The following is a 26,598-nucleotide window of genomic DNA, read 5'->3' on the forward strand; positions in this document are numbered from 1 at the left end:
ACCGGAGCAAAATGCTCCGGTTTTTTCTTGTGTGTTTCCTGAAAATCTACGCCTTGAGCGTTTCCGTGGAGGAAAAGAACATCGCTTGGCTGACAGCCGACCGAACTTGCTCTTCGGTATAGGGTTTCGAGATCAGGAACGCCGGCTCCGGGCCTTCGCCGGTCAGCAAACGTTCAGGGAAGGCGGTGATAAAGATCACCGGAATTTCCGGATCGTCTTCGACAATCTTGTTCACAGCGTCGATGCCACTTGATCCGTCGGCCAGTTGGATGTCCGACATGATGAGATGCGGTTTCTCGGTCTTGTAAAGATTGACGGCTGCGTCGGCGGTGCGTGCAATGCCAGTCACCGCGTGACCCATATCGGCGACGATCGCTTCGAGGTCCATCGCGATGATTGCTTCGTCTTCGATGATCATCACGCGACCGGCCAAGGATTTCGCCATTTCTGTATAGGCAATATCGACAAGGTTTTCCGCCTCCGTCGGGCTCACGTCCAGAACGGTCGCCACATCTTCGAAGGAAAGCTCCTCGATCGTGTGCAGCAGAAGGGCCTCACGGGTGCCGGATGTTAGTCGCGACAAATGCTCTTGTGCTTTCGCGGCGGGGCCGGTTTCGGATTCGGTGAGGGTTGCACCCGACGTGGACCAGATAGAATGGAACACCTTGAACAGCGCCACCTTGTTGGACGCCTCATGATCGAAGATGGAGGTGTCGCTCAGGATCGCTTCCAAGGCGGCAACCGCGTATTTGTCACCTTCGACCTGTGATCCGGTAAGCGCGCGAGCGTATCGACGCAGGAATGGGAGGTTGGCCCCGATTTTCGAGGTCAGGTCCTGGGGTTGGTCGGTCGACATAGAGAAAAGCTCCCACTTTTTTTATCTGTTGCGGGAACCAAACGCATTAGGTTGCGTTAGGTTCCAGCCAACGCGCGACTAAATCTGAAAAAACATCTGAAGGGCTACATGAAACAGGATCGGAAAATATCAAGCCTTGAGCAGGAGATCGAGGCGAACCTCAAGCGTGTCTACGAAGACGTCGCAAAGCAGGATGTCCCTGATCGCTTTACGGAACTTCTGAACAAACTCCGCGAGGCCGACAAGTCGTCTGCGGGGCAACCCAAATGAAGGATCCCAAAGAAGAAATTGTCGAGCATCTGAGCGCGATGCGCGCATTCGCGATGAGCTTGACGCGGAATTCCGCACTTGCCGATGACATGGTGCAGGACGCGCTGGTCAAGGCTTGGACGAAAATTGACTCCTACAAACCCGGTACGAACATGCGTGCCTGGCTCTTCACGATCCTGCGGAACACGTACTACTCGCACCACCGCAAAGCCCGACGCGAAGTGGCCGACGTGGATGGCGAAATGGCGGCATCGATGGCCCAGAAGCCTGATCATGACGGGCGTCTTCAGATGCGGGATTTCAACCGCGCGTTCGATCAGTTGAACGACGAACAGCGGGAAGCTTTGGTGCTTGTTGGTGCGGGCGGCTTTTCCTACGAAGAAGCGGCAGAAACCTGCGGCGTTGCCGTCGGCACGATCAAAAGCCGGGTCAACCGCGCACGCAAACAACTGGTCGAGATCCTGAAAATGAGCGATGATGAGGTGATGGAGGCGACCGATATCGTCACCACCGGCATCGTCTCGAACCAGAAAAACGTCGCTTGAGCCCAATGTTGATCCTGTGGACCTGCTGAAAGAGGAAGACGTGTCCGATCCAGCAAGAGCGCCGTTGGCCGACGACGAGCCGGAGTTCGACGTTCTGATCACAGCAGAAGAAGCTTGGCCCGCCTTTGAGCGGGCCGTTTTTCGTGCGAAATCGCATGTCCACGGATCGTTTCGCGTGTTTGACCTGCGAACGAAGCTGCGAAGCCAAGAAGCGCAGACCGTCGGGGAGGATTGGTTTGATCTTCTGGCGCACGTCATCAAGCGTGGGGTGCGTGTGACGCTGATCGTCAGCGATTTCGATCCAATCATGGCGACGCCGCTCCATGAGTTGACATGGCAGACCGTCCGGCAAGCGACGGCTTTGACCGAGGTGGCCGATGCGGCGCCGGGGCAGGTGACGATCAAGGCCGGGTTGCATCCCGCCCGTGCCGGTGCCTTGCCGTGGGGGCTTTTGTTGCCTGCGGTCATCAAGCGGAAATGGGATCAAGTCGCCGGCTTGTCGAAGGATCGATTGAAGCGGCAGGCGGTGTTGCTCAATCGCAAGGCCATGCCAGAACTGCGCACCGTCTCCCATCACCAGAAGCTTGCCGTGATAGACGACGACACGCTGTTCATCGGCGGTCTTGATCTGAACGAACGCCGATTCGATACGCTGGATCACGACCGACCGGCACGCGAGACATGGTCGGACGTGCACCTCTTGATGCGCAATGGGCCAGAAGTGGCGGAAGCGAAGGCCCATCTCGACAGTTTTCTCGAAGTCACGGCCGGGACGCGTGCAGCGCCACCGCTCAGCCACATTCGCCGCACGATGTCGGCGCCCCGGCGTATGCAGTTCCCATATCTTTCACCGCGCACCGTGGTGAATGAGATCGAGACAGCGCATATCGACAGCTTTCAATCTGCCAAACATCTGATTCATATCGAAACCCAGTTCCTGCGTTCCAGCGTCATCGCCAACGCTTTGGCCGAGGCCGCCGTCAAGAATGCCGATCTCCGGCTGGTTGCGATCTTGCCTGCGCTGCCCGAGACGCTCGCGTTCTACGACGAAGACGGTCTCGACACCCGGTTCGGAATGGCGCTTCAGAAAGAGGCGGTCAGCACGGTTCAGAGCGCGTTCGGAGACCGGGCCACTATCGCGTCTCCGGTGCGGCCCGTCATGTCATCGCGCGAAAGCCGTGCGGTGCTGGCGGGTTCGCCTATGGTCTATGTGCACAACAAGGTTCTGGTCAAAGACGACAGTTACGCCCTCATCGGGTCGGCCAATCTCAACGGGCGGTCCATGCGGTGGGATACGGAGGCTGCGGTGTCGATCACCCAGCCGTCACAATTATCAAAGCTGCGCGACAGGCTTCTTTCGCATTGGTGGTTCGACGATCTTCCCGACGAAGCGCTTCGCCCAGAGACGCTGCAACAGTGGTGGGCCAGCGCAATCGCCAAAAACGGCGTTTGCCTGCCGGAAAACCGAACTGGATTCCTCGTGCCCTATGACCCGGACAACCATGTCGAACTGGCGCGAACCTTGCCTGGGATCACGGAAAACATCGTGTGACGGAACTTGACAGGGGAATGATCGGTTCTTCTTGTGATCAACAAGGAGTAACTTGCTTATGAGCCGCGGACGCACCGCCTATCGCCCCACAGAAATTCCCTGGAAGGGCATTTTGGATGTTCTGGTCCGGATGTGGCACAAGCAAGCCGAATTGAACTTGGGGCTCATCGCAGCCGGGATCGCGTTTTACGGATTGTTATCGCTGTTTCCCGGCATCACCGCCGCGGTCGCCTTCGCCGGGGCGTTCCTGCAACCGGGCATGTTGATCGAAAACAGCTCCGAGATCACGGCGATGCTTCCCGAAGCAGCGGAAGATATCGTTATGGGGCAGTTGCAAGACGTCGCGAATGCAGACAGCTCCACCCTCAGCTTTGCAGCGCTTTTCAGCTTGGGCATCGCGCTGTATTCCGCCTCAAAAGCGGTCGCGAATTTTATCGCGGGTCTGAATTTCATTTATGAAGAAAAAGAGAAGCGGAACTTCTTTTTCCTAAAAGCCTTGACCGTTTTTTTGACGATCATCCTCATTTTCGGCCTTCTGGTTGCAATCATCGCAGTCGCGGCCATCCCCGTCGTTGCCTCGATCTTCGGCGATTATGGCAGGATCGATGACCTCGTCATGTTCCTGCGGTGGCCCTTCCTGTTCCTGATGGGCGCATTCGGCATCGCCATCCTCTACCGCTTTGGTCCCAGCCGACGGTCGGCGAGATGGCGGTGGCTCACTCCCGGGGCCTTCATCGCCTGCGCGCTCTGGGTCGCGGGCAGTTACGGCTTCAGCCTCTACGTGCAGTCTTTCGGGTCGTATAACGAAACCTTCGGCGCGCTGGGTGGGGTGATTATTCTTCTGACCTGGCTCTGGCTGTCCGCCTTCATCGTGCTTCTCGGAGCGCTGCTCGACGCGGAACTCGAAGCCCAGACCAAACGCGACAGCACCATTGGTGAAGACCGCCCGATGGGCGAACGCGGTGCGGTCAAGGCGGACACTCTTGGTGCCGCGCGGGGCGACGAAATGACGGAACCCCTAAGCTGATCGGACGTTGACCCTCCAGAAACGATTGGAGGGGTCAATGGACCTTCTACGCATCATCGCAGCCGTCTTGCTTCCGCCTTTGGGGACCTTCCTCGAAGTTGGCCTGAGCAAGCATTTCTGGATCAACATCCTGCTTACCATTCTTGGTTATATCCCGGGGATCGTCCATGCCGTCTACATCATTGCCCGCCGCTGACACGGCAAACCGCATGGCCCGCATCGAACGCGTTGCAGGTCTTCTGGACACCCGCTTTCGCTTGCCGGTCATCGGCGTCCGCGTGGGCTGGGACTCCATCATTGGTCTCATCCCCGGTCTCGGCGACGCGATTACAACCATTCCCGCAGGTTGGATGATCTGGAACGGCTATCAGATGGGGGCGCGCAAAAGCACTCTGGCACGCATGGGTCTGAATGCGGGGATCGATCTTGTCGTCGGCAGTATTCCCATCATTGGCGATATGCTCGACGTGGCCTTCAAATCGCACAAGAGAAACCTTGCGCTGCTGCAATCTGACATGCAGCGCAAAATCATCAACGCAAGCTCCCAGGAGGTGGCACATGGCTGAACGTCATAGATCGAAAGACGGTCGTAGCGAGACCAAGGAAATATTCGGAGACCAGGCCGACATTGATCAGCAGGGTCGCAGTGGTGGCCGTCTGTCCCGCACTGTCGGAACCAAGGACGAAATGAAGCGGGCAACTGAGCGTCCGGCAGGCGCAACCCGCGTCACCAAAAGCCTTGAAGATGAGGAGGGCAACGATGACTCGTAAATCCGGAGTGCCGCAGGACGCATGGGTTGTCATCGCCGACGGCGAAAAAGTGCTCTACCTCGTCAACAAGGGTGATGAGATGGATATGAACCTCGTCGTCCGTGACAAGGAAGAGCAGGACAATCCGCAAGCGCAGGATTGGGCCGCAAACCGTCCGGGCCGTTTCAACGACGGTCCATCGGTTCAACGTTCCGCCGTCGATGACACGGATTGGCACCAGCTTGAGAAGGAGCGGTTTGCCAAAGATGTGGCGGATCAATTGTATAAGGACGTGCACAAAGGTCGATTCAAGGACCTGATCATCATCGCCAGCCGACCAGCTCTCAGCGAGTTGCGGAAGGAAATGCATCCCGAAGTGGAAAAAACGCTCATCCTCGATGTCGCGAAAGTGCTGACGAACCATCCCATCGACGAGATTGAGGAGCTTTTGAGCCGAGAGATGGAAAACAGCTGACCGGCGATGGAACCTTCCATGGGTCTCCGGGTTAACCATCTGATAAAAGGAGATTTTGACATGAAGACTGGAGCAATCATCGCAGGTGTCGTGCTCATCGCGGCCGTAGCATTCGGAGTATACATGGTCGATATCGATCAGACGCAGGAAGGAAGCCTTCCAACCGTGTCGATCGATGGCGGTGAAATGCCCGAATACGATGCAGACGTCGGCGACATCGAAGTCGGCGAACGGGACGTGACCGTCACCGTACCGACTGTCGACGTGGAAACGCCCGAAGAAGATTCGGTCGCGTCGAACTGATAAAGAGGAGGTTCAATTGGACCGCGATCTTATCGAAGGCAAGTGGACGGAAATCAAAGGTCAGCTCCGCGAGACATACGGCGAGTTGACCGACAACGATCTTGAAGAAGCGAAGGGAGATCGTGAACAGATGGAGGGCGTGCTTCAGCAGAAGCTTGGCAGGTCCAAGGATGAAATCCGCCAGACTGTCGATCAGATCCTGAACAAGGTCTGATCCCTTTTCCTGAATTGAATGAAAGCGCGGCTGAATTTCTCAGCCGCGCTTTTTTGTGCGCTGTCGCGCGACGAAAGTCTCGGAGGCCGGACTTGAACTTCTAGTCTCTACCTGCATAACTTGCAGTACGATGGGAAATTATGCAGTTTGGGGTAGATTTTGCAAAGCATCGGAGACGCCTTGGGCTTGGCCTTCGCGCTGGTGCTGTCCGGCGATCCTGATCTTCTGGAAATCGTTGTCCTGTCATTGCGGGTGAGCCTGACCGCAACCGTTATTGCCTGCCTGATCGGACTGCCCATCGGAGCGCTTGTCGCAATCGGGCGCTTTCGGGGGCGCAACGCTGTCTTGATCATGATGAATGCCCTGATGGGCCTGCCGCCGGTTGTGGTGGGCTTGTTGGTGTATCTGCACCTCTCCCGATCGGGTCCGCTTGGCTTTCTCGGGCTGCTTTACACGCCCGCCGCCATGATCATCGCGCAGACGATCCTGATCGCGCCGATTGTCGCGGCGCTGTCGCGTCAGGTGATCGAGGATCTGCACTCCGAGTATTCCGAGCAATTCCGCTCTCTCTGCCTGACCCGGCTGCAAACCGTGCAGGCGCTTTTGTGGGATGCGCGGTATTCGCTTTTGACAGTCGGCTTGGCCGGGTTTGGCCGGGCCGTGGCCGAGGTCGGCGCGGTGATCATCGTCGGCGGAAATATCGACCATCTGACACGGGTCATGACCACGGCCATCGCGCTCGAAACCTCCAAGGGAGATTTGGCGCTGGCCCTGGCCTTGGGCATCATCCTTCTTGTGATCGCGTTGGCGGTGAATGCAGCGGTGCAGTCCGTGCGCATGACGGCGGTGCGGCAAGCCTATGTCTGACGTGGCCAGCTTCACCTCTGTGCCCCTCACGCGGCATAAAACGGCGGTGCCGGTCTTACCGCTCTCGGTCGCCGATCTTGTGCTGCGGTTCGGCGACGCGACGGTGCTTGACGGGGTACAGCTCGAACTCGGGGCCTCCGGGTGTACCGTCATCATGGGGCCCAACGGCGCGGGGAAAACGCTGTTCCTCAAACTGCTGCACGGGTTGATCCCGCCCACATCCGGGCAAATCTCGTGGGGCGGCTTGACCACATCCGACGCGATGTCTCGTCAAGCGCTCGTGTTCCAGAAACCGGTTCTTCTGCGCCGGTCCGTGGCCGCGAATATTGACTTCGTTCTCAAGTCACGCGGGAAGGATCGAAACCGGCGGACCGATCTGTTGCGCCATGTCGGCCTCGCGCACAAGGCGGACCAGCCCGCCCGCCTGTTATCCGGCGGTGAGGCGCAGCGTCTGGCGCTGGCCCGCGCGCTGGCGACCGATCCCGACATCCTGTTCCTCGATGAACCCACGGCAAGCCTCGATCCCGGCTCCGTCCTCGCCATTGAACACATCGTGACCGAGGCGTTGGCCCGCGGCGTGCGTGTCGTGTTCGTCACGCATGACATCGGTCAGGCACGGCGCATGGCGGATGACGTTGTGTTCCTGCATCGCGGGCGTGTCGCCGAACACAGCCCGGCGTCCGAGTTCTTCCCCGAACCGCGCAGCGCGGTCGCGCGCGATTTCCTCAACGGGCAGCTTCTTGTCTAAGTCCTCAACATCGAAAGTGACCACCATGCTTGCAAAATCCCTTGCCGCAACCGCTCTGGCCCTCGTCATCGGAGGCACCGCCTGGGCGCAAACCTCGTCTATCATCGTGCAATCCACGACCTCGACAGCGAATTCGGGCCTTTACGACTACCTCCTGCCGATCTTCGAAGAGAAAACCGGGATCGAGGTGAATGTCGTGGCGGTCGGCACGGGGCAGGCGATCCGCAACGCCGAGAATTGTGACGGTGACGTGCTTTTGGTTCACGCCAAGGCGTCGGAGAAAGCCTTTGTCGCGGCCGGGTTCGGCACGACGCGCACCGATCTGATGTATAACGACTTCGTCATCGTCGGTCCCGAGGCTGATCCGGCAGGTGTCACCGGCGAAACCGACGTTCAGGCGGCTTTGGCGAAAATCGCAGAGACCGGTGCACTCTTCGCCTCGCGCGGGGATGACAGCGGAACCCACAAGAAGGAAATGGCGCTCTGGTCCGACGCGGGCGTCGATCCCACGACCGCCAGCGGTGGCTGGTACCGTGAAACCGGGTCGGGCATGGGCGCGACACTCAATACCGGGATCGGCATGGGGGCCTATGTCCTGACAGACCGCGCAACCTGGATCACCTTCGGCAACAAGCAGGATTACCGGATCGCCGTCGAAGGCGACGAGGATATGTTCAACCAATACGGTGTGATCCCGGTGAGCCCCGAAAAATGCCCGAGCGTCAACGCCGAGGCCGCGCAGGCCTTCGCCGACTGGTTGGTCTCGGACGAGGGGCAAGAGGCGATCGCCGGGTACAAGGTGGCCGATCAGCAGCTTTTCTTCCCGAACGCGCCGGAAATGTGATTGGCTTAACGCAGTCTTGAACCCGAACACTGCCCTGAAAACCGTCATCGCGGGTGGTTTCCAGGGCTGCCGGTCAATCAGGCCATCATCCGCGATTGCAGTGCCCGCTCCCTGACCGTATTTTCACGGCACCCAACCCGGAGCACCGAGATGACAGCCGATGTCCGCACACCGATCACGCAGGCCATGCAGGAAGGCGCGCTCACACGGCGCGAGCTGAAGGCGCTGATGACCCGCTCCAACGGGCCGGCGTTGATCCGCGTGGCGGCATTCGCGGTGGTGCTCGCGCTGACCTCCAGCCTGATCGCCTTGGCGCAGGGAAGCTGGTGGATATGGCCCGCGATGTTCCTGCAAGGCGTGGTGATCGTGCACCTATTTTCGCTTCAGCACGAATGTGTGCATTACACCGTGTTCAAGACACGCAAGCTCAACGACATTTTCGGCAATATCTGCGGCTACGCGATCATTCTGCCGTTTCAGCAGTTTCGATACGAGCATTGCAACCACCACACGTACACGCAGCTCAAGGGTCAGGATCCCGAACTGATCGAGTTGCCGATCTCGGTGTGGACATACCTCTGGTACATCTCGTCTGTGCCCTACTGGCGCAACAAGTTCTCGCAGATCATCCGCAATGCCTCTGGCCGTCTGAACGACGAGGATCGAACCTTCCTGACCAAGCACGAAGCGCCTATCATCATTCGCGAAGCGCGGCTGATGGTGGCGTTCTACGCTACGGTTCTGATCGCCTCGCTGCTCTTGGGGTGGAGCGCGCCGCTCTGGTACTGGATCATTCCGCTGTTCCTGGGCGAACCGGTGATGCGCGCGATCCGCCTGTCCGAGCATGTGGGGCGTCCCAATGTGGATGACATGACAGAAAACACCCGCACGTCGCTGGTGTCAGGGCCGATGCGGTTTCTATGCTGGAACATGAACTACCACGCCGAACATCATTACGCAGCCTCGGTCCCGTTTCACGCGCTGCCCAAGCTGCATGAAAAGCTGCGCGGCTACGTCTATGTCGAAGAGCGCGGCTATCTCGGGGCGCATATCGACATCATCAAGCAGTTGATCGGCCGCAAGCCCCGCAGCGACGCAGAGACCCGCCAGGCGTGAGCATACGGGAGAAGGTCTGGACCGACGTGATCGCCGTACGCGATCTCGAACCGGGGGACGCGACGCTGGTGACATTGGGATCGCGCAACCTGGCGGTGTTTGACGCAAAGGACGGCATTTTTGTGACGTTGGCCCGCTGCACCCACGGTGCGGCGAACCTGTGTGACGGGCATTTCGACGGCACGCAGATCGAATGCCCTTTGCATCAAGGCTTGTTCGATGTGCGCACTGGGCAACCCAAGGCGGCCCCTGCGCGGGTGCCGCTTCGCAGGTTCGACACCCGCGTCGTTCATGGCATGGTTCAGATCCTGATCTGAAGGCTGTGTTACGCGGTTTCCGGCTGTTTCTGCTCGGCCTCGATGGTGCGGGACACCATCTGCCGAAACAGCTTAGCCCCGGCATCGAGGCCAAGGTCGATATAGGGCGTTTTGGGGTTCTTCATGCCCTGATGGACCTTTTCAAGTACCGCGCGATCTTCCTCGAACGCCATGCGCGCACCGGCATTCATGCGCTCTGACACGTCCTTGTCATGCGGATCGGTGTTGCGGTGCTGGAACCAGAAATAGCGCGTCTTGTCTTCAGTGATCGGGGTCATGAAGTTGTACGAGATATTGATGAGCGTGGTCTCGACCGGTGTGCTGTCCGGCCCGCCGGTGCCCGGAGGGGTATAGATCGACTTGTTCAGACCAATCCCCGGCAGGCACATCTCGTAATGCTGGAGCCGGTCACAAACGCCGTCGAACTTCACCAGCTTGGCGTAATAGGGCGAGGGCGGCTGGCCATAGATCCAGCGCGCGACGATCACGCCGCGGTCGGTCTTGTTCACGTCCAGCGGCCCGTCATCGGTGCCCGCCCCGGCAAATGACGTGACATGCACCCAGGCCACATGGCTTGGGTCCAACAAGTTGTCGCAGACCCAAAGATAGTGACAGTCGATATCCAGCACGCCGCCATCGGTGTAGCCCCAATCGGGATTGTCGAAATTCTCGATCGGGAAGATGAGCTTCGGGTCGGCCTTATCCGGGTCACCCATCCAGATCCAAAGCAGGCGATAGCGATCCACCACCGGATAGGATTTGACCACCGCGCGGCGCGGGATCTGGCCGCGCTGGGTCGGCGCATCGACACACGCGCCAGAACAGGCGAAGGTCAGCCCGTGATAGCCGCACTCCACCGTGTCGCCCTTGAGATTGCCTTCGGAGAGCGGCAGCTTCCGATGTGGGCAGGCATCTTCCAGGGCCACCGGATCCCCGGCCCCTGTCCGGTAAATGACGACGTTTTCGCCCAGATAAGTCTCGGCCTTGAGGGACCGGCCGAAATCCTTGGACCAACCAGCCACGTACCAGGCGTTTCGGATGAACATGCGGTGCCTCGTGTTCGTTCAAGCGGGATACGCAAAGAGTGCATCGGATCACTACGCGACACCAGTGCGAACCACTGATTGTTCGGATTATCCTGACTAATCGATCGCGTGCCGCTCCAACGCGGTGGACAGAAGATTGCTCTGTGCCTTGGCTTCAGCCGTGATCCAGTCGAGGAAAAAGGCGATCTTTTTTGACCGCCGTTGGTCGTCCGGATAGACCAGCCAGTAATTCAGCGGCGATGGCACGATTTGCGGAAACGGGCGGACAAGCCTGCCGTCCCGCATGGCGTCCATCACCAGCGGGCTGCGCCCCATGGCGATGCCGTCGCTCTGCAAGGTCGCCTGAACCACCATGTTCGACTGGCCGAAACTGCGGATCCGGGCGGGTGTCGGCAGCGTTTGCCCGGTTTCCCGCGCCCAGTATTCCCAGGTCGGCAGGTCCGTGGTGGTCGGCGCGAATTCGTCCCGGATCTGCGTGTGATGCGCCAGATCGTCCAGCGTTCTGAGGGGGACAGGTCCGTTCAGCAGGCCGGGTGCACAGACGGGAAACAGCACCTCGTGCATCAGGGGCTGAACGCTGTACCCCGGGAAATCGCCGGTGCCGTACCTGATCGCGATATCCGCCTCGGCCCGCGCAACGCCGCGCAGCCCGGTGTCCGTGGTGATCGAGATGGCAAATTCGGGATGCGCCTGATCGAAGCTCAGAAGCCTTGGAAACAACCAGATGAACGCAAAGCCGGGATGGCAGCTGATGACGATGGTCCGGTCGTCGCGGCCCTTGTCGCGGATGTCTTCGCAGACCTCCGAAATCTGGCCCAACCCGTCCGAGATGCTGAGCGCCAACCGCGCGCCGTCCCGCGTCGGGACAGAGCGCCGTGCCCCTCGGGTGATCAAATCATGGCCAAGCCATTCCTCCAATGCCTTGACATGTTGGCTCACCGCGCTTTGGCCGACGCCCAGCTCGTCGGCTGCGTCGGAAAAGCTGCCGTGCCGGGCAACGGCCTCGAACGCGCGCAGGGCGGCAAAGGGGAGATTCAAGATCATATTAGCAAGACTAATGACATTCATGCCTGCTTTCAATTGGCGCCCGCGTTGGCGTGATCTTACCCTCCTCGACACAGGAGAGCGGGACGATGACTGCGACTGCGGGCGCGAGAAACATGTTGCTGAACTGCGCCAATGCGCGACCGGGCGAGCGTGTTCTGATCGCCTATGAACCCCCGGAGTTCGGCTATTTCGACGCCCGTGTCCTCAACACCGTGACCCGTGTCGCGCATGACATCGGTTTGCGTGTGACCACGGTGAATGTCGGCTTCGACCCGCATGCCCGTTCTCTTCCAGAGCCGCTGCGCATGCAGATCGAAAAGGTCGACATCGTGATCTTTCTGGCGCGCCTGGGCGATCAGTTGCGGTTTCGCGCGATGCCCGAGGGCAAGCGGATCGTGGTTAGCTTCGCGCTAGATGTCGGCCTCTTGGGATCGGGGTTCGGAACGACCTCCCATACGGCGATGGTGGCTTTGAAAGATCTCATCACCGAGACCTTCGCGCAGGCGCGATCCGTACAAGTCACCTGTCCGAACGGTACGGAATTCGGCGGCACACCGCACATGCCCGACACCCGAGGCGGCGACACAAACATCCTGCGCTTTCCCATGTCGGTCTTCAAACCCGTTCCGGCGCACAGCTTCAGCGGCAAGGTCGCGCTGTGCGGGTTCCTGACGGGGACCGGGTCGCACTATTACGAGGGCTACACGGTCGAATTCGAAGGGCGCGTGCTTGCCCATTTCCGACAGGGGCGGCTTTTGGGGTTTGGCGGCTCGGCGCGGGATGTTGCCGCCGCCAATGCACATTACGACCGTGTCGCCACACGCCTCGGCGTCGATCGTGACTGCGTTCATTCGTGGCACGCAGGCATTCATCCGGGCTGCGGATACGAACAGCGCGCGTCCGAGAACTATGAGCGGTGGAGCGGCGCCGCGTTCGGGAATCCGCGTTTGCTGCATTTCCACACCTGCGGCGACTATGCACCCGGCGAGATTTCCTGGAACGTGCTGGACCCCACGATTTTGATCGACGGTGTCCCGGTCTGGGAAAACGGCGTGTTCCACCCATCGCGCCTTGCAGGCGGGCAGGGCATACTAGACCGCTACCCGGACGCGGCGCGTATCTTTGCGCACCCGGATGCCCATGTGGGATTGCGCGACCAAGACGCGCCATCGATGCTGGACGCGATGTCCTAGGACCTGCGCTTTTCCAGCCGCCGGAACAGCATCGACAGGCCGAAGCAGATCACGAAATAGAAGGCCGCGGTGGTGATCCACGCCTCGAAGATCAGCCGGGTGGAGGCCACCAGTTCGACCGTCTTGAAGGTCAGTTCCTGCACCGAGATCAGCGAGATGATTGCGCTGTCCTTGATGAGCGTGATGAACTGGTTTGCCATCGGCGGCAGCACGCGCTTCATCGCCTGCGGCAGCACGATATAGCGCATTTCCTGGTAGCGGCTCATACCGATGGACCGGGCCGCTTCGCGCTGGCCTTTCTCGACGGACTGGATACCGGCGCGGACGATCTCGCCGACAAAGGCGCTTTCGAACAGGGCCAGAACGATCACGCCCGACACAAGAGATGGAAAGCGGCGCATGTCGCCGAAGAAGAATTCCCAGACAGCCGGATTGTCGGACCGCGCAATCTCGCGGGCCCAGCTTTCGATGTTCAGCGCGTTGATAAGCTGTTGGGACAGGAAGAAAAAGAAGATGAAGATGACGACAACCGGAGGGATGTTGCGCAGAAACTCGAGATAGGTGCGCGCCAACATGCGGATGGTCAGGTTCTTGGCGCAGCGCGCGATGCCCAGGATCGTGCCAAGGATGACGGCGAGGATGCTGGCGTAGATCGAAATGCGGATCGTGGTGATCAGCCCCTGCATCAGCACGTTGGCGAACCATTCCTCGCGCTCGGTATGGTAGCGGAAAATGTAGTCTGGGATAAGGTGCCAACGCCAATTGTAGTTCAGCGTGCCTTCGATCTTCCACCAGATATAGCCGAAAAAGCCCACGACCACGGCCAGCACAAGCCAGTCGAGCCAATGGAGCTTTCTCAGACGGTTGATCACGGCGGTATCCCCGCATTGGCCTGCCCCCGGCCATGTGGACCGGGGGCAGGGGACGAATTATTCGGGAACCTGATCGGCCCAGTCGTTGCCACGGAACCAGTAGTCGTGGCGTTCCTTCAGCCAGCCGGTGTTCGTCTTGGCGGTGATCCAGCTGTTGAAGAAGGCCAGCGCGTCGGGATCGCCCTTGCGCACGGCAAAGCCTTCGCCGCCGGCCTGGAACGCCTGGTTGAACGGCACGCTCAGGACATCGGGGTTCAGGCGCGCTTCGGTTGACGGGGTCGGCTCAGAGGACATCGTCGCGTGAGCGTTGCCATTCAGGACTTCCTGCGTCGCGGCACCGTCCTCGTCGAAGAGCAGCAGTTCCGCCTCGGGGAACATATCCGCGATCACGGTCGCCGGTGTGGCCCCGCGACGAGCGGCGAAGGTGACGTCCGGGCTGTTGTAATCCTCAAGCGTGAAACCTTCGGTCATCGCGGTGTTGGCGAGGATGGTCATGCCGGAATAGGCGTAGGGGATTGTGAAGTTGACCGTCAGGTTGCGCTGCGGCGTGATCGTCATGCCGCTGATGATCGTGTCGAAATTGCCCGCGACCAGCGCAGGGATGATGCCGTCCCACGAGGTCGGTACAAATTCCACCTCGACGCCCATGTCCTCGGCCAGTTGGCGGCCGACATCCAGTTCGAACCCGATCAACTCGCCGTTCAGATCGCGCATCGACCACGGCTTGAACAGCGACAGACCGATCTTGATGACGCCGCGTTCCTTGATGTCTTCGATGACACTCGCGCTGGCGATCTCTTGCGCCGTGCTTTGTGCAAGTGCGGGCAGGACCGCCGTGGTGGCAAGCGCCGCGCCAAGGGCTGCGCCCAAAAACCGTCTTGTGATGTTCATTTTAGAACTCCCTGTTCTGGTTAAATGCGCGGCGTGCGCCACGCGGGTTATCATTCTACGGCGTACCGTTTTTCGACGTAGGAGACGCCGACCGACAGGATCAACGTTACCACCATGTAGACGGCGGCGATGGTGAACCAGATTTCAAAACTCATGAACGTGTCCGAAATGATGTTGCGCCCGATGGTCGTGAGCTCGGCAACCGCGATCACGCTGACGATGGCCGAGGATTTGACCATGTGCACCGCTTCGCCCGTCATGGGCGGCAGCATGAAGCGGATGGATTGGGGCAGGATGATATAGCGATAGGCCTGCCCGCGCGACATTCCGATGGACGTGGCCGCCTCCCATTGGCCCTTGGCAACCGAGTTGATCCCGGCGCGGAAGATCTCGGAGATCAGGACCGAATGGAACACCGCAAGGCACAGGATGCTGGCCCAGTAGCGGTCGAAGCCGAAGATCGGGCCGAGGACGTAGTAGAACAGGTAAAGCAGCACCAGAAGCGGGATGTTTCGGATCAGTTCCAAAAACCCGATGGCCACCGCCGTACACACGACGAGCCCCGACAGGCGCAACAGCGCGGTGATCAGCCCCAGCACAATGGCCAGCGCAAAGGCCGTCGCCGACAGGGTCAACGTCTTGACCAACCCGGTGCTGATTTCGCCCCATTGGAACCCATCGTCAGTGACGGTGTAGAAATATTGCGGGATGCGGTACCATTGCCAATTATACCCCATCGCCTGCGCGCCCGAGTAGGACAGCATCACCAGCCCACCGACGATGATCGCGTAAAGGATCACCGAAAAGGTCACGGAATCGATCACCCGTGCAATCGGCCTGCGACCGGGAAGCGCGCGACCCTTGGGGGCGTATGTATCGAGCGTGGTCATCAATGATCGAGGATCTGGTCAAGGAACGCCCGGCACCGGGCGCTGGCGGGGTTGGTGAAGAAGGTCTCTGGCGCCGCGGTTTCCACGATCTCGCCCGCGTCCATGAACACCATCGTGTCGGCGACCTTGCGCGCGAACCCCATCTCGTGCGTGACCACCACCATCGTCATGCCGGTGTCGGCCAGTTCGACCATCACATCGAGCACTTCGTTGATCATCTCGGGATCGAGCGCCGATGTCGGTTCATCAAAGAGCATGATCCGGCTTTCCATGCACAGTGACCGGGCAATCGCCACGCGCTGTTGCTGCCCGCCAGATAAAGCGGCGGGGTACTTGTCGGCCTGCTCGGGGATGCGGACGCGTTCGAGGTACTTGCGCGCGGTGCGTTCCGCCTCGGATGGCGAGACCTTGCGCACCTTGATCGGGCCTATGGTCAGGTTTTCCAGAACGGTCAGGTGCGGGAACAGGTTGAATTGCTGGAACACCATCCCGACCTCCTGACGGAGCCGATAGATGTGTTTGGACTCCTCGTGCACCTCGACCCCGTCCACAGTCAGCACGCCGGAATTGTGAAACTCCAGCCCGTTGATGCAGCGGATCAGCGTCGATTTGCCGGATCCTGACGGACCGCAGACAACCATCCGCTCGCCTTCGCGCACGGTGATCGAAATGTCCTTCAAGGCATGGAAATCGCCATAGAACTTGTCGACACGGTCGAACGTGATGATCGGCGCGTTACCCGACATGCAATGCGGTCATCTATCAATGGTCCCCCAGATTGACGCCATCAAACCAAGGAAGCCCTTGTCGGCGCAAGGTAAACTTTCGCAGAGCTTTGCGGCGAAGCGGTCAATCGGACGATCTGCTGCAATTCTGGTCGCTCCTGCTGATGCTCCGGGAGTTGATGTTTCACCCGGTTCAGGGTCAGGTAATGTGAGGACCGCAAGAGGCAACCTGACACCATGAAAACTGCCAGCCGCATCGCTTTGACGATTGACCTGTCGCATCCTGGCAAACAGACCGGCGACGCGATGCTGCGGTGGTCGGACAACACGAACCCGCTGGGCTATCATCCCATTCCCGTGGTTTCGATCAAGGGGCAGGACGGTCCGGTCCTGCTCCTCACCGGTGGCACGCATGGCGACGAATTCGAGGGGCCGTCCGCGATCATGCGTGTGCTTCACTCGGTCAAAGCGTCCGAATTGCGTGGTCAAATCATCGCCTTTCCGGCGTTGAACATGCCTGCCTTTGTGGCCTCGTCACGGGTGTCCACTTTGGATGGCGGCAATCTGAACCGGGCCTTTCCCGGCGACCGCGATGGCAGCGCCACCCAGATGATCGCGCATTTTCTCGAGACGGACATCCTGCCTCGGTGTGATGCCGCCATCGATCTGCACTCGGGCGGCAAAGCCTCGGTCTTTCAATCCTGCGCTTTGCCGACACATACCGCCGACCCGGTGCTTGCCGATCGGAACATGGACCTTGCCCGCGCGTTCGGCTTGCCGCTGATTTGGCGGCTGGGGGCGCATAACGACAACCGTTCGGTCAATTCCGCGGCAGAGCGGGCGGGGGTGCCGATGATCGCCGCCGAACTGGGTGGCGGAGGCGGGGTTGATCCGGGGAACACCGATGCAGCCGAGACCGGTATCCGGAACATCCTGTGGCATCTCGGTATGCTCGACGGAGAGGTTGAGCGTTCCGCCCAACCCCGAGTGGTGGAATTGCGCGACCCTGCGGCCTCGCTCTATGCCACCGGAGAGGGGCTTTTCGACCGCGCGCTTACTGCCGGGCAAAGCGTCTCTGCCCGGGACGAGGCCGGATGGTTTCACTACGTCACCGAACCCGAACGTGCGTCCGTCCGGCTGACCGTGGCTGCCGACGGCTTGGTCCTCGCGCATACAAATCGCGGTTTGGTCAGGCGCGGCGAATTGCTTCTGCTTGTGGTGCAGGACGTGGATCAGGCTTTGTAATAGCCCACGATATCCCCTTCGGTCGTTGCACCAAGACCGTTCAGCAAGCGGTTGGAATAATTGAAATAAGCGCAGACCTGGTTGACCTCGAGGATCTCGCCATCATCGCAGCCCGCGATCTTGAGCGTCTCGAAATCCGATTTGACCATCTTGCCCACGTCCACCGTCAGCTTGGCGGCATAGCGCAGCAGCGCCAGTTCCTTTCCGTCGAATTCATCCTCGGGCCGATGCGCCTTGAGCGCGGTGAAAATCCGGTCAGACCGCGGCTGATCCTTGAGCAGGTTGCGCACGTTCATGAAGTGATGCGTCAGCGAATAGGTGCAATCGTTGAGGATCGACGTGTAGCTGGCGACGACCTCCAGAAACCAGAACGGCAGGGTGTTGTCGTCGGAATGCAGCACCGACCGATAGAGCGTGACATGCCCGTGCATGGTTTCCGGGCGCAGTGAATGCACGCGCATCACCGTATCCACCGTGCCATGCGGCGTGTGGGCGTTGTCCAGCAGCTCTTTCAGGCGCGGAGAGGCGTCTTCGTCGGAAATCATCTCGATCCAGGCGGACATGGGCGGGCTCCTTGGCTGGGGTGATCAGGGATGTCTAGCAGGTCGGGGCGTGTTTGGAAGCCATGCCTCAACCAAGGATGCGCGGCAGGCGCAGCCCGTGTTCGCGGGCGCAGGCGATGGCGTCCTCGTACCCCGCATCGGCGTGCCGCCAGACACCGCTGGCGGGATCGTTCCACAACACGCGTTCCAGCCGTTTCGCGGCCTCTGGCGTGCCGTCGGCGCAGATCACGACACCCGCGTGCTGGCTGAACCCCATGCCGACGCCGCCGCCGTGGTGGATGCTGACCCAGGTCGCGCCTGAGGCCGTGTTCACCAGCGCGTTCAGCAGCGGCCAGTCCGACACGGCGTCCGATCCATCCATCATCGCCTCGGTCTCGCGGTTGGGGCTGGCGACCGATCCCGCGTCCAGATGATCGCGCCCGATCACCACCGGTGCTTTCAACTCGCCGCTGGCCACCATGTCGTTGAAGGCAAGCCCCGCCTTGTGACGGTCCCCCAGCCCGATCCAGCAGATGCGGGCGGGCAATCCTTGGAACGAAATCCGCTCCCGCGCCATATCCAGCCAATTGCGCAGATGGGCGTTGTCCGGGAACAGCTCCTTCATCTTGGCGTCGGTCTTGTAGATATCCTCGGGATCGCCCGATAGCGCGCACCAGCGGAACGGCCCGATGCCGCGACAGAAAAGCGGGCGGATATAGGCGGGGACGAAGCCGGGGAAGGCGAAGGCGTTCTCCAGCCCTTCGTCCAAAGCCACCTGCCGGATGTTGTTGCCATAGTCGAGCGTCGGCACGCCCGCGTTCCAGAAATCCACCATCGCGGCGACGTGGGTTTTCATGCTGGCCCGCGCGGCCTTTTCCACTGCCTTGGGGTCGGTTTCGCGTTTGGCGCGCCATTCGGCCATGCTCCAGCCCTGCGGCAGGTAGCCGTTGATCGGGTCATGCGCGCTGGTCTGGTCGGTGACGATGTCGGGCCGCACGCCGCGTTTCACAAGCTCCGGGAAGACATCCGCCGCATTGCCCAGCAGCGCCACGGATTTCGCCTCGCCCGCCTTGGTCCAGCGGTCGATCATGGCCAGCGCCTCGTCCAGCGTCTCGGCCCGTTCGTCCACGTAACGCGTGCGCAGACGGAACGCGATGCTGTCGGGGTTGCATTCGACGGCCAGACAACAGGCCCCTGCCATCACCGCCGCCAGAGGCTGCGCACCGCCCATGCCGCCAAGACCCCCGGTCAGGATCCACTTGCCCGTCAGGTCGCCGCCGTAATGCTGCCGCCCCGCCTCGGCGAAGGTCTCGTAGGTGCCCTGAACGATGCCCTGCGTGCCGATATAGATCCACGACCCGGCAGTCATCTGGCCGTACATGGCCAGTCCCTTTTTATCCAATTCGTTGAAATGGTCCCACGTCGCCCAATGCGGCACGAGGTTGGAATTGGCGATCAACACGCGCGGCGCATCGGTGTGGGTCTTGATGATGGCGATGGGTTTGCCCGACTGGACGATCAGCGTCTCGTCGGTCTCCAGATCCTTGAGGCTGGCGACGATGCAGTCGAAATCCTCCCATGTCCGCGCGGCGCGTCCGATGCCACCGTAGACCACAAGCTCATGCGGGTTCTCGGCCACGTCCGGGTGCAGGTTGTTCATCAGCATCCGCAGCGGCGCTTCGGTCTGCCAGCTTTTGGCGGTCAGGTCCGGTCCGGTCGGTGGATAGACATCGCGGGTGTTCTTGCGGGGGTCGCTCATGTGGGCCTCCAGTCGGACAGGGTTTGCAGGATGGTCTTGAGATGCCCGCGCAGCCGGTCGGCGCGGAGGGCGTCATAGCTCCAGGGCGGCGTTTCCGAGGCAAGATAGGTGGATTGCGCCAGTTCCATCTGGATCGCGTGCAAGCCGTCTTCGGGGCGGCCATAGTGCCGCGTCGTCCAGCCGCCCTTGAAGCGGCCGTTCAGGATGCTGGTGTAGCCATCGGCGGCTTTGCAGATTTGCAGGACGGTTTCCTGAATTTGCAAAGCGCAGGTCACGCCCAGATTGGTGCCGATGTTGAAATCGGGCAGGGTGCCGTCAAAGAGAAACGGGATCTGCGACCGGATCGAGTGGCAATCGTAAAGCACCGCGAACCCGTGCAGTGCCTTTACCCGATCCAGTTCCGCTGCCAATGCCGCATGATAGGGCGCGTGATAGGCCAGACGCCTTCGTTCGACTTCATCCGCGTCCGGCTCCTGACCGTCACGGTAGATCGGCGCACCGTCGAAATTGGTCAGCGGGCACAGCCCCGTGGTGTTCTGACCGGGATAGAGGCTTTTCCCGCTAGGATCGCGATTCACGTCGATTACGTAGCGGTGCACACGCGTGCGCACGCTGGTCGCACCCGGCACCAACCCCGCATAAAGCCGGTCGATATGCCAATCCGTATCCGCCATCGCGCGCCCGGTGTCGTTCAGCCGGGCACGGCAATCGTCGGGAATATCGGTGCCGGTATGGGGCAGGCCCAGAACGAGCGGGCTGTCGCCGCGTGTGACCTCGATCCCGGTCATAGAGCCAACTCCAACCCCGCCGCCTGCGCCAGTCGGTCGCTGGTGACGCAGGCAGCGGCGCGTTGGATGTCCGGCGCAAGATAGCGGTCCTGTTCCAGACGCGGTACATCTGCGCGCAGGCAGGTCAGGACGGCTTGCAACGGGGCAGAGGTAAGAAGCGGCGCGCGCTCCTCGATGCCTTGGGCGGCGCACATCGCTTCGATCCCGAGGATTACCGACAGGTTCGCGGTCATCCGCCCCAGCCGCCGCGCGCCGTGGGCGGCCATGCTCACATGGTCTTCCTGATTGGCGGATGTCGGCGTGCTGTCGGTGGAACAGGGGTTCGCCAAGTGCTTGTTTTCGCTCATCAAGGCCGCAGTCGTGACTTCGGCGATCATCAGGCCCGAGTTCAGCCCCGGCGCGGGTGTCAGGAAGGGCGGGAGGTCGAAGGACAAGGTCGGGTCCACCATCAACGCCACGCGGCGCTGGGCAATCGCGCCGATTTCGGCCACGGCCAGCGCGATCTGGTCGGCGGCAAAGGCCACGGGTTCGGCATGGAAATTGCCACCTGACAGGATCTCGCCCGTGTCGGCGATCACCAGCGGGTTGTCGGTGACGGCGTTGGCCTCGATCTCCAACGTACGTCCGGCAAAGCGCAAGAGGTCGATGGCGGCCCCCGTGACCTGAGGCTGGCAGCGGATGCAGTAGGGGTCCTGCACGCGGGTGTCGCCGTCGCGGTGGCTTTCGCGGATGGCGCTGCCGTTCAACAGGCGGGACATGGCGGTCGCCACGTCGATCTGTCCCCGATGCCCGCGCAAGGCGTGGATCGCGGGGTTCAGTGGCGCGGTCGATCCCATGATCGCGTCGGTGGACAGGGCCGAAGTGGCAATTGCCGCCCGCGCCGCGCGCCATGCCGTGAAGAGGCCGGTGAGCGCACAGGCGGTGGAAAACTGCGTGCCGTTGATCAGGGCCAGTCCTTCCTTGGGGCCGAGCACCACGGGTGTCAGACCGGCTTTCTTGAGGGCTGCGCCGCCCGGCATGGCCTTTCCGTCAAAGGTCGCCTCGCCTTCGCCGATCATGACCGCGGCCATATGCGCCAAGGGGGCCAGATCGCCCGACGCGCCGACCGATCCCTGCGCCGGGATGACCGGCAGCACGCCTTTCGCCAGCATCGCTTCGATCTGCGCGCAGATCTCCCACCGCACGCCCGACGCGCCGAGCCCCAGCGACAAGAGCTTGAGCGCCATCATCAGGCGGGTGGTTGCCGGGTCCAGCGTATCGCCCACGCCGCAGCAATGCGACAGGATCAGGTTGCGTTGCAGGGTTTCGGTGTCCTCGGGCGCGATGCGGACCGAGGCGAGTTTACCGAAGCCGGTGTTGATCCCGTAGACCGGCGTGCTGCCCTTCGCCGCCCGCGCGACGACCACCGCCGATGCGTCGATGGCACCGCGCGCCGCCGGATCGAGCGTCACCGGCGCATCGTCGCGCCACAGGGCTTCGAGGTTGGGCAGGGTGGTGGCACCGGGTGTCAGCACATGGGTCACAAGACACCTCCGAAAATGCGTGCGTGCAGCGGGGTGATGCCGATGCCGTAGGAGAGTTCCGCCGGATCGGTCACGTCCCAGACCGCCAGATCGGCGCGCAGTCCGGGGGCGATCATGCCGCAATCGGTCAGCCCAAGCGCGCGGGCGGCGTTACGGGTCGTGCCGGCCAGCGCCTCTGCCGGGGTCAGGCGGAACAGGGTGCAGGCCATGTTCATCGCCAGAAGGAGCGACCCCAAAGGGGACGAGCCGGGGTTCCAGTCGGTGCCCACCGCCATCGGCACGCCGTGATCGCGGAACGCCTGAACGGGGGGCGGTTGCGTTTCGTGGATCGTGTAGAACGCACCCGGCAGCAGCACGGCGACGGTTCCCGACGCGGCAAGGGCCTTGGCATCGTCCTCGGTCGCGTATTCGACATGATCGGCGGACAGGGCCTTGTATCGTGCCGCAAGGGCCGTGCCGCCAAGGTGGCTGAGCTGTTCGGCGTGCAGCTTCACGGGCAGACCCAGCTCCTGCGCCACATCGAACACGCGGGCGATCTGATTGGTGTCGAAGGCGATGCCTTCGCAGAAGCCGTCCACCGCATCAACCAGCCCTTCGGCTTGGGCCGCGCGCAAGGTCGGGATGCAGATGTCGTCGATATAGGCATCGGCGTCGGACCCGGCAGGCACGGCGTGCGCGCCCAGAAAGCTGGTCACGATGCGGATCGGGCGCTTTTGCCCAATCGTTCGGGCGACACGCAGCATCTTGAGTTCGGTCTCGGTATCGAGGCCATAGCCCGACTTGATCTCGACCGTGCCGACCCCTTGCGCGATCATCGCGTCGATGCGGGGCAGGGCGCTGGCAAGCAACGCCTCTTGCGATGCGGCGCGGGTCGCAGCCACGGTCGCCACGATCCCGCCGCCCGCGCGGGCAATCTCTTCATAGCTGGCCCCGTTGAGGCGCATTTCGAATTCCCGCGCGCGGTTGCCGCCATGCACGATGTGGGTGTGACAGTCGATCAGCGCAGGCGTGATCAACCGCCCGTCCATCGGACGCTGTTCAAATCCTGCGAAGTCAGAGGGCAGATCGACCTCCGGGCCGACCCACGCGATCCGCCCGTCCCGCACCGCAACCGCCGCATCCCGCACCAGGCAGTAAGGGTCGGCGCTGCCTGCCATCGTGGCGGCGGTCACTCCGGTAAGGACGAAGGGCGCGGACATGTCTGGTCCTTGTGCTGAAAGCTACATAAGATTAATATGTAGCTACATATTTATGTCAACGGAGTTCTCGCCGTGCAATTCATCCATGCGGACCAGTGCCTCATGCCCGAAGGTTGGCGGCGTGATGTGCAGGTTGATATCGGTGCCGATGGTCGGATCGCCGGGGTGGGTGCTCGGATCGGGCGGGCGACAACCCGCGTTGATCTTCTGCTTCCGGCCCCTCTCAACCTGCACAGTCACGCCTTCCAGCGCGCGATGGCCGGTCTGACCGAAGCGCGCGGCCCCGACCCCAGCGACAGCTTCTGGACCTGGCGGCGGCTGATGTACGCGTTTCTGGATCAGCTCACGCCCGACCATGTCGAAGCGATTGCGGCGCTGGTCTACATGGAGATGCTGGAGGCCGGGTTCGGCGCGGTGGCCGAGTTTCACTACCTGCATCACGACGTGGGCGGGACGCCCTATGGGCGGCTGGCGGAGCTTTCGGACAGGATCATCGCGGCGGCGGTCGAGGCCGGGATCGGTCTGACGCTCTTGCCGGTGCAGTATCAGTACGGCGGCTGCGACCGGCGCGCGCTTCAGGGTGGGCAGCGACGGTTCGGCAACGATCCGGACCGTTTCCTGACGCTCCATTCGCAGGCGATGGCCGCCCTGGCCACAGGACCCAAGGATTACGCGGGCGGGGTCGCGCCGCATTCGCTGCGCGCGGTCGATCCGGCCGGGTTGCGCACCTTGTTGGACACTGCCACCTCCGGCCCGATCCACATGCACCTTGCCGAACAGGTGGCCGAGGTGGACGAGGTGCTGGCCCATCTGGGCGCGCGTCCGGTGGACTGGCTGCTGGCCAATCACGATGTCGATGCGCGCTGGTGTCTGATCCATTGCACGCAGATGACCGAGGCCGAGACCGACGCACTGGCCGCGACCGGGGCAGTGGCAGGCTTGTGTCCGCTGACCGAGGCCAATCTGGGTGACGGGATTTTCAACGGGACGCGGTTTCTTGGGCAGGGGGGGCGTGTTGGCGTCGGGTCCGACTCCAACATCCAGATTTCGCTGTTCGAAGAACTGAAGTCGCTCGAATATTCGCAACGGCTGCGGGATCGCTCGCGGGCGGCGCTGGCGAGCCGGGATCGGTCCACCGGGAGGGTGCTGTTCGATGCGGCGGCTGCGGGCGGGGCGCAGGCGGGTGGACGACATTCGGGCAAGATCGCGCCGGGATTCTGGGCCGATTTGATCGCGGTGGACACCGATACGCAGTGGCTGTGCAACCGGCAGGGCGATACGCTGCTCGATAGTCTGGTCTTTGCCGGGGGGCACGCGTCCATCCGAGATGTCTGGAGCGCGGGGCGCCATGTGGTCAAAGAGGGTCGTCATAGTCACAGGGACACGATCGTGTCGAATTTCAAACGGGTCATGAGACAGTTGGAGACCTCCATTTGACCGACCAGACACGGCTTTCCTGGACCGATGTACGCGATGAAATCCGCGCGCGGATCCTGAACCGGACCTACGCTCCGGGCGACCGCCTGCCGCGTGACGAGGACATTGCGCAAGAGTTCGGCTGTGCGCGCACCACCGTGCACCGCGCAATGCAGGACCTGTCCCAGACCGGGCTGGTGGAGCGCAAGCGCCGGGGCGGTACGCATGTGCTTTCCGATCCGGTCACGCGCGCCACGTTCGATATTCCGATCACCCGGCGCGAGGTCGAACAACGCGGCAGCAAGTACGATTACCAGCTGATCCGCCGGTCAGTCGAGCTGACGCCGCTCACCATCATGGCGCGGTTCGGGATCACATCTGCGATCAAGATGCTGCGGGTCAAGGCGCTGCATCTTGCCGACAACCGTCCCTATATATTCGAGGATCGCTGGATCGACCTGCGGTCGACGCCCGCCATCATGGAGGTCGACCTGACCCGCCAAAGCGCGAATGAATGGCTGGTGCACAACAAGCCGTACAGCCGACTTGACGTGCGGTTCTCGGCCATGTCCGCCGAAGGTGAAAGCGCGCGCTTTTTGGAAGCCCCCGAAGGCAGCGCGCTTTTTGTCATTGAACGCACCACCTGGATCGGCACTGCGCCGATCACGACCGTTCAGGCCATCGCGGCGCCGGGATACCAACTTGCGGCGCAAAGCTGAGCCGGGATCGGTGAAAGCCTTGTTGCGCTATGTGCATCCGTGTCAGACTGGTTTTCAATGACTTGGGAGGTGCACTTGATGGAGCAGCTGAAGGACCTTGCCGTCCAGATTTGCAAAGAGGCCGGTGAGACCGCTTTGGCGTATTTCCGGGACCGTGACGCTTTGGTCGTCGACCAGAAGGGTGCGCAGGATTGGGTCAGCGAAGCGGATCGGAATGTCGAGATCCTGATCCGCAAGCGTCTTGCGGAGTTGCAACCCGAGGACGGTATCGTCGGCGAAGAGCAGGACGCGAAACTTGGGACCAGCGGCTTGACCTGGGTCATTGATCCGATCGATGGCACGACGAATTTCGTCAACGGCATTCCGGCTTGGACGATTGTGCTTGCCTGTGTGTCCGAGGGAAAAACGCGGGTCGGCGTGATCTACGACCCGATCCATGACGAGACCTTTGCTGCGGTCGAAGGGGGCGGCGCATTGTTGAACGGCGCGCCGATGCGCGTTGCGGCAGGGGTTGCGATCTCGAACGGCACGGTTTCTGTCGGCTATTCCAATCGGGTGGAGTCGGAAAACATCTTGCCGGTGGTCGAGGCGGTGGTGCGCGAAGGGGCAATGTTCCACCGAAATGCGTCGGGCGCGCTGTCGCTGGCCTATGTCGCGGCGGGCCGGTTGCTTGGTTATGTCGAGGAACACATGAATGCGTGGGACTGTCTTGCGGGCCAGCTTTTGGTCGCGGAAGCCGGTGGTCGGATCGAAGACCAGAACGCCGACGACATGATCGCACACGGTGGCCGTGTGGTTGTCGGGACACCGGACGTGTTCGATACGCTGCGCCGGATCGCGGATGACGCCTGGGCCTGAC

General features: G+C 61.5%; 32 protein-coding genes. 20 read left to right on the forward strand and 12 right to left on the reverse strand.

Annotated elements, in window-relative coordinates:
- Positions 1-46: 46 nt before the first annotated feature.
- A complete protein-coding gene (locus Q1B16_RS12070) occupies positions 47-856 on the reverse strand; it encodes a response regulator (protein ID WP_299788618.1) in 810 nt (269 codons plus the stop codon).
- A 108-nt stretch (positions 857-964) separates the two neighbouring features.
- Here Q1B16_RS12070 and Q1B16_RS12075 point away from each other — a divergent pair, with 108 nt between their 5' ends.
- The 15 genes from Q1B16_RS12075 (at position 965) to Q1B16_RS12145 (ending at position 9,884) form a co-directional block, all read left to right on the forward strand.
- A complete protein-coding gene (locus Q1B16_RS12075) occupies positions 965-1,126 on the forward strand; it encodes a NepR family anti-sigma factor (RefSeq protein WP_299788621.1) in 162 nt (53 codons plus the stop codon).
- Positions 1,123-1,671, forward strand: a complete 549-nt coding sequence (locus Q1B16_RS12080) for an RNA polymerase sigma factor (RefSeq protein ID WP_299788624.1) — start codon at positions 1,123-1,125, stop codon at positions 1,669-1,671. Before Q1B16_RS12075 ends, Q1B16_RS12080 begins: the two co-directional genes overlap by 4 nt.
- A 40-nt stretch (positions 1,672-1,711) precedes the next feature.
- Positions 1,712-3,223 carry a phospholipase D-like domain-containing protein gene (locus Q1B16_RS12085; RefSeq protein WP_299788626.1) on the forward strand — a complete coding sequence of 504 codons (1,512 nt, stop codon included), beginning with the start codon at positions 1,712-1,714 and terminating at the stop codon, positions 3,221-3,223.
- 58 nt (positions 3,224-3,281) lie between these two features.
- The gene (locus Q1B16_RS12090; protein WP_299788629.1) at positions 3,282-4,250 is read left to right on the forward strand and encodes a YihY/virulence factor BrkB family protein; all 969 of its coding nucleotides are present in this window, start codon (positions 3,282-3,284) and stop codon (positions 4,248-4,250) included.
- A 37-nt stretch (positions 4,251-4,287) separates the two neighbouring features.
- Complete coding sequence (locus tag Q1B16_RS12095; protein ID WP_299788632.1) at positions 4,288-4,446, forward strand: YqaE/Pmp3 family membrane protein; 159 nt, start codon at positions 4,288-4,290, stop codon at positions 4,444-4,446.
- On the forward strand, positions 4,418-4,816 hold the full coding sequence (locus Q1B16_RS12100) for a DUF4112 domain-containing protein (RefSeq protein ID WP_299788635.1): 399 nt from the start codon (positions 4,418-4,420) through the stop codon (positions 4,814-4,816). The genes Q1B16_RS12095 and Q1B16_RS12100 overlap by 29 nt, the downstream gene beginning before the upstream one ends.
- On the forward strand, positions 4,809-5,021 hold the full coding sequence (locus Q1B16_RS12105; RefSeq protein WP_299788638.1) for a hypothetical protein: 213 nt from the start codon (positions 4,809-4,811) through the stop codon (positions 5,019-5,021). Before Q1B16_RS12100 ends, Q1B16_RS12105 begins: the two co-directional genes overlap by 8 nt.
- Positions 5,011-5,475: a host attachment family protein gene (locus Q1B16_RS12110; RefSeq protein ID WP_299788641.1), complete on the forward strand. Its 465-nt coding sequence runs from the start codon at positions 5,011-5,013 to the stop codon at positions 5,473-5,475. The genes Q1B16_RS12105 and Q1B16_RS12110 overlap by 11 nt, the downstream gene beginning before the upstream one ends.
- Positions 5,476-5,535: 60 nt before the next feature.
- A complete protein-coding gene (locus Q1B16_RS12115; RefSeq protein ID WP_299788644.1) occupies positions 5,536-5,778 on the forward strand; it encodes a hypothetical protein in 243 nt (80 codons plus the stop codon).
- Between the two features lie 16 nt (positions 5,779-5,794).
- Entirely contained in the window at positions 5,795-5,992 is a 198-nt protein-coding gene (locus Q1B16_RS12120) for a CsbD family protein (protein WP_299788648.1), read from the forward strand.
- Between the two features lie 159 nt (positions 5,993-6,151).
- Positions 6,152-6,859: an ABC transporter permease gene (locus tag Q1B16_RS12125; RefSeq protein WP_299788651.1), complete on the forward strand. Its 708-nt coding sequence runs from the start codon at positions 6,152-6,154 to the stop codon at positions 6,857-6,859.
- Complete coding sequence (locus Q1B16_RS12130) at positions 6,852-7,607, forward strand: ATP-binding cassette domain-containing protein (RefSeq protein ID WP_299788654.1); 756 nt, start codon at positions 6,852-6,854, stop codon at positions 7,605-7,607. Before Q1B16_RS12125 ends, Q1B16_RS12130 begins: the two co-directional genes overlap by 8 nt.
- Before the next feature lie 25 nt (positions 7,608-7,632).
- Positions 7,633-8,451 carry a substrate-binding domain-containing protein gene (locus Q1B16_RS12135; RefSeq protein ID WP_299788657.1) on the forward strand — a complete coding sequence of 273 codons (819 nt, stop codon included), beginning with the start codon at positions 7,633-7,635 and terminating at the stop codon, positions 8,449-8,451.
- Positions 8,452-8,601: 150 nt separating this feature from the next.
- Positions 8,602-9,567, forward strand: a complete 966-nt coding sequence (locus tag Q1B16_RS12140; RefSeq protein ID WP_299788661.1) for a fatty acid desaturase family protein — start codon at positions 8,602-8,604, stop codon at positions 9,565-9,567.
- Positions 9,564-9,884, forward strand: coding sequence for a non-heme iron oxygenase ferredoxin subunit (locus tag Q1B16_RS12145; RefSeq protein ID WP_299788664.1), 321 nt, complete (start codon positions 9,564-9,566; stop codon positions 9,882-9,884). Before Q1B16_RS12140 ends, Q1B16_RS12145 begins: the two co-directional genes overlap by 4 nt.
- Before the next feature lie 8 nt (positions 9,885-9,892).
- Here the strand turns inward: Q1B16_RS12145 and Q1B16_RS12150 are convergent, their stop codons facing one another.
- A complete protein-coding gene (locus tag Q1B16_RS12150; RefSeq protein ID WP_299788667.1) occupies positions 9,893-10,930 on the reverse strand; it encodes an aromatic ring-hydroxylating dioxygenase subunit alpha in 1,038 nt (345 codons plus the stop codon).
- Between the two features lie 96 nt (positions 10,931-11,026).
- The gene (locus Q1B16_RS12155; protein WP_299788670.1) at positions 11,027-11,974 is read right to left on the reverse strand and encodes a LysR substrate-binding domain-containing protein; all 948 of its coding nucleotides are present in this window, start codon (positions 11,972-11,974) and stop codon (positions 11,027-11,029) included.
- 89 nt (positions 11,975-12,063) lie between these two features.
- Here Q1B16_RS12155 and Q1B16_RS12160 point away from each other — a divergent pair, with 89 nt between their 5' ends.
- On the forward strand, positions 12,064-13,170 hold the full coding sequence (locus Q1B16_RS12160; RefSeq protein ID WP_299788673.1) for a hypothetical protein: 1,107 nt from the start codon (positions 12,064-12,066) through the stop codon (positions 13,168-13,170).
- Here the strand turns inward: Q1B16_RS12160 and Q1B16_RS12165 are convergent.
- From Q1B16_RS12165 to Q1B16_RS12180, 4 genes are read right to left on the reverse strand one after another with little or no spacing between them, the layout of a single operon-like run.
- Positions 13,167-14,042, reverse strand: a complete 876-nt coding sequence (locus Q1B16_RS12165; protein ID WP_299788676.1) for an amino acid ABC transporter permease — start codon at positions 14,040-14,042, stop codon at positions 13,167-13,169. The two genes, Q1B16_RS12160 and Q1B16_RS12165, sit on opposite strands and share 4 nt — an antisense overlap.
- A 57-nt stretch (positions 14,043-14,099) precedes the next feature.
- Complete coding sequence (locus Q1B16_RS12170) at positions 14,100-14,933, reverse strand: transporter substrate-binding domain-containing protein (protein ID WP_299788679.1); 834 nt, start codon at positions 14,931-14,933, stop codon at positions 14,100-14,102.
- 50 nt (positions 14,934-14,983) lie between these two features.
- Positions 14,984-15,823 carry an amino acid ABC transporter permease gene (locus Q1B16_RS12175; RefSeq protein ID WP_299788682.1) on the reverse strand — a complete coding sequence of 280 codons (840 nt, stop codon included), beginning with the start codon at positions 15,821-15,823 and terminating at the stop codon, positions 14,984-14,986.
- Positions 15,823-16,569 (reverse strand): amino acid ABC transporter ATP-binding protein, encoded by a 747-nt coding sequence (locus Q1B16_RS12180; RefSeq protein WP_299788685.1) that lies wholly within the window; start codon positions 16,567-16,569, stop codon positions 15,823-15,825. The genes Q1B16_RS12175 and Q1B16_RS12180 overlap by 1 nt, the downstream gene beginning before the upstream one ends.
- Before the next feature lie 216 nt (positions 16,570-16,785).
- Between Q1B16_RS12180 and Q1B16_RS12185 the strand changes: the two genes are divergently transcribed.
- Positions 16,786-17,793, forward strand: a complete 1,008-nt coding sequence (locus Q1B16_RS12185; RefSeq protein ID WP_299788688.1) for a succinylglutamate desuccinylase/aspartoacylase family protein — start codon at positions 16,786-16,788, stop codon at positions 17,791-17,793.
- Here the strand turns inward: Q1B16_RS12185 and Q1B16_RS12190 are convergent.
- The 5 genes from Q1B16_RS12190 to hutI form a co-directional block, all read right to left on the reverse strand.
- Positions 17,781-18,356 carry a peroxidase-related enzyme gene (locus tag Q1B16_RS12190; RefSeq protein ID WP_299788691.1) on the reverse strand — a complete coding sequence of 192 codons (576 nt, stop codon included), beginning with the start codon at positions 18,354-18,356 and terminating at the stop codon, positions 17,781-17,783. The genes Q1B16_RS12185 and Q1B16_RS12190 overlap by 13 nt on opposite strands.
- Before the next feature lie 67 nt (positions 18,357-18,423).
- Entirely contained in the window at positions 18,424-20,094 is a 1,671-nt protein-coding gene (hutU, locus tag Q1B16_RS12195) for a urocanate hydratase (protein WP_299788694.1), read from the reverse strand.
- Positions 20,091-20,882 (reverse strand): N-formylglutamate deformylase, encoded by a 792-nt coding sequence (hutG, locus tag Q1B16_RS12200; RefSeq protein ID WP_299788697.1) that lies wholly within the window; start codon positions 20,880-20,882, stop codon positions 20,091-20,093. Before hutG ends, hutU begins: the two co-directional genes overlap by 4 nt.
- Positions 20,879-22,405 carry a histidine ammonia-lyase gene (hutH, locus tag Q1B16_RS12205; protein ID WP_299788700.1) on the reverse strand — a complete coding sequence of 509 codons (1,527 nt, stop codon included), beginning with the start codon at positions 22,403-22,405 and terminating at the stop codon, positions 20,879-20,881. The genes hutG and hutH overlap by 4 nt, the downstream gene beginning before the upstream one ends.
- The gene (gene hutI, locus Q1B16_RS12210; RefSeq protein WP_299788703.1) at positions 22,402-23,604 is read right to left on the reverse strand and encodes an imidazolonepropionase; all 1,203 of its coding nucleotides are present in this window, start codon (positions 23,602-23,604) and stop codon (positions 22,402-22,404) included. The genes hutH and hutI overlap by 4 nt, the downstream gene beginning before the upstream one ends.
- Before the next feature lie 72 nt (positions 23,605-23,676).
- Here hutI and Q1B16_RS12215 point away from each other — a divergent pair, with 72 nt between their 5' ends.
- The 3 genes from Q1B16_RS12215 to Q1B16_RS12225 all read left to right on the forward strand — a co-directional run bounded on the left by Q1B16_RS12215 (position 23,677) and on the right by Q1B16_RS12225 (position 26,597).
- A complete protein-coding gene (locus tag Q1B16_RS12215) occupies positions 23,677-25,041 on the forward strand; it encodes a formimidoylglutamate deiminase (protein WP_299788706.1) in 1,365 nt (454 codons plus the stop codon).
- Positions 25,038-25,739, forward strand: coding sequence for a GntR family transcriptional regulator (locus tag Q1B16_RS12220; protein WP_299788709.1), 702 nt, complete (start codon positions 25,038-25,040; stop codon positions 25,737-25,739). Before Q1B16_RS12215 ends, Q1B16_RS12220 begins: the two co-directional genes overlap by 4 nt.
- A 78-nt stretch (positions 25,740-25,817) precedes the next feature.
- Positions 25,818-26,597, forward strand: a complete 780-nt coding sequence (locus tag Q1B16_RS12225; RefSeq protein WP_299788712.1) for an inositol monophosphatase family protein — start codon at positions 25,818-25,820, stop codon at positions 26,595-26,597.
- Position 26,598: the final 1 nt, after the last annotated feature.

The organism is uncultured Marivita sp. (assembly GCF_947488135.1).
Classification (GTDB): domain Bacteria; phylum Pseudomonadota; class Alphaproteobacteria; order Rhodobacterales; family Rhodobacteraceae; genus Marivita.

Coding starts and splice junctions, on each gene's coding strand:
- Q1B16_RS12070 (WP_299788618.1), bottom strand. CDS start 856: ATGTCGACCGACCAACCCCAGGACCTGACCTCGAAAATCGGGGCCAAC.
- Q1B16_RS12075 (WP_299788621.1), top strand. CDS start 965: ATGAAACAGGATCGGAAAATATCAAGCCTTGAGCAGGAGATCGAGGCG.
- Q1B16_RS12080 (WP_299788624.1), top strand. CDS start 1,123: ATGAAGGATCCCAAAGAAGAAATTGTCGAGCATCTGAGCGCGATGCGC.
- Q1B16_RS12090 (WP_299788629.1), top strand. CDS start 3,282: ATGAGCCGCGGACGCACCGCCTATCGCCCCACAGAAATTCCCTGGAAG.
- Q1B16_RS12095 (WP_299788632.1), top strand. CDS start 4,288: ATGGACCTTCTACGCATCATCGCAGCCGTCTTGCTTCCGCCTTTGGGG.
- Q1B16_RS12100 (WP_299788635.1), top strand. CDS start 4,418: ATGCCGTCTACATCATTGCCCGCCGCTGACACGGCAAACCGCATGGCC.
- Q1B16_RS12105 (WP_299788638.1), top strand. CDS start 4,809: ATGGCTGAACGTCATAGATCGAAAGACGGTCGTAGCGAGACCAAGGAA.
- Q1B16_RS12110 (WP_299788641.1), top strand. CDS start 5,011: ATGACTCGTAAATCCGGAGTGCCGCAGGACGCATGGGTTGTCATCGCC.
- Q1B16_RS12115 (WP_299788644.1), top strand. CDS start 5,536: ATGAAGACTGGAGCAATCATCGCAGGTGTCGTGCTCATCGCGGCCGTA.
- Q1B16_RS12130 (WP_299788654.1), top strand. CDS start 6,852: ATGTCTGACGTGGCCAGCTTCACCTCTGTGCCCCTCACGCGGCATAAA.
- Q1B16_RS12135 (WP_299788657.1), top strand. CDS start 7,633: ATGCTTGCAAAATCCCTTGCCGCAACCGCTCTGGCCCTCGTCATCGGA.
- Q1B16_RS12140 (WP_299788661.1), top strand. CDS start 8,602: ATGACAGCCGATGTCCGCACACCGATCACGCAGGCCATGCAGGAAGGC.
- Q1B16_RS12150 (WP_299788667.1), bottom strand. CDS start 10,930: ATGTTCATCCGAAACGCCTGGTACGTGGCTGGTTGGTCCAAGGATTTC.
- Q1B16_RS12155 (WP_299788670.1), bottom strand. CDS start 11,974: ATGATCTTGAATCTCCCCTTTGCCGCCCTGCGCGCGTTCGAGGCCGTT.
- Q1B16_RS12160 (WP_299788673.1), top strand. CDS start 12,064: ATGACTGCGACTGCGGGCGCGAGAAACATGTTGCTGAACTGCGCCAAT.
- Q1B16_RS12170 (WP_299788679.1), bottom strand. CDS start 14,933: ATGAACATCACAAGACGGTTTTTGGGCGCAGCCCTTGGCGCGGCGCTT.
- Q1B16_RS12175 (WP_299788682.1), bottom strand. CDS start 15,823: ATGACCACGCTCGATACATACGCCCCCAAGGGTCGCGCGCTTCCCGGT.
- Q1B16_RS12180 (WP_299788685.1), bottom strand. CDS start 16,569: ATGTCGGGTAACGCGCCGATCATCACGTTCGACCGTGTCGACAAGTTC.
- Q1B16_RS12185 (WP_299788688.1), top strand. CDS start 16,786: ATGAAAACTGCCAGCCGCATCGCTTTGACGATTGACCTGTCGCATCCT.
- Q1B16_RS12190 (WP_299788691.1), bottom strand. CDS start 18,356: ATGTCCGCCTGGATCGAGATGATTTCCGACGAAGACGCCTCTCCGCGC.
- hutU (WP_299788694.1), bottom strand. CDS start 20,094: ATGAGCGACCCCCGCAAGAACACCCGCGATGTCTATCCACCGACCGGA.
- hutG (WP_299788697.1), bottom strand. CDS start 20,882: ATGACCGGGATCGAGGTCACACGCGGCGACAGCCCGCTCGTTCTGGGC.
- hutI (WP_299788703.1), bottom strand. CDS start 23,604: ATGTCCGCGCCCTTCGTCCTTACCGGAGTGACCGCCGCCACGATGGCA.
- Q1B16_RS12225 (WP_299788712.1), top strand. CDS start 25,818: ATGGAGCAGCTGAAGGACCTTGCCGTCCAGATTTGCAAAGAGGCCGGT.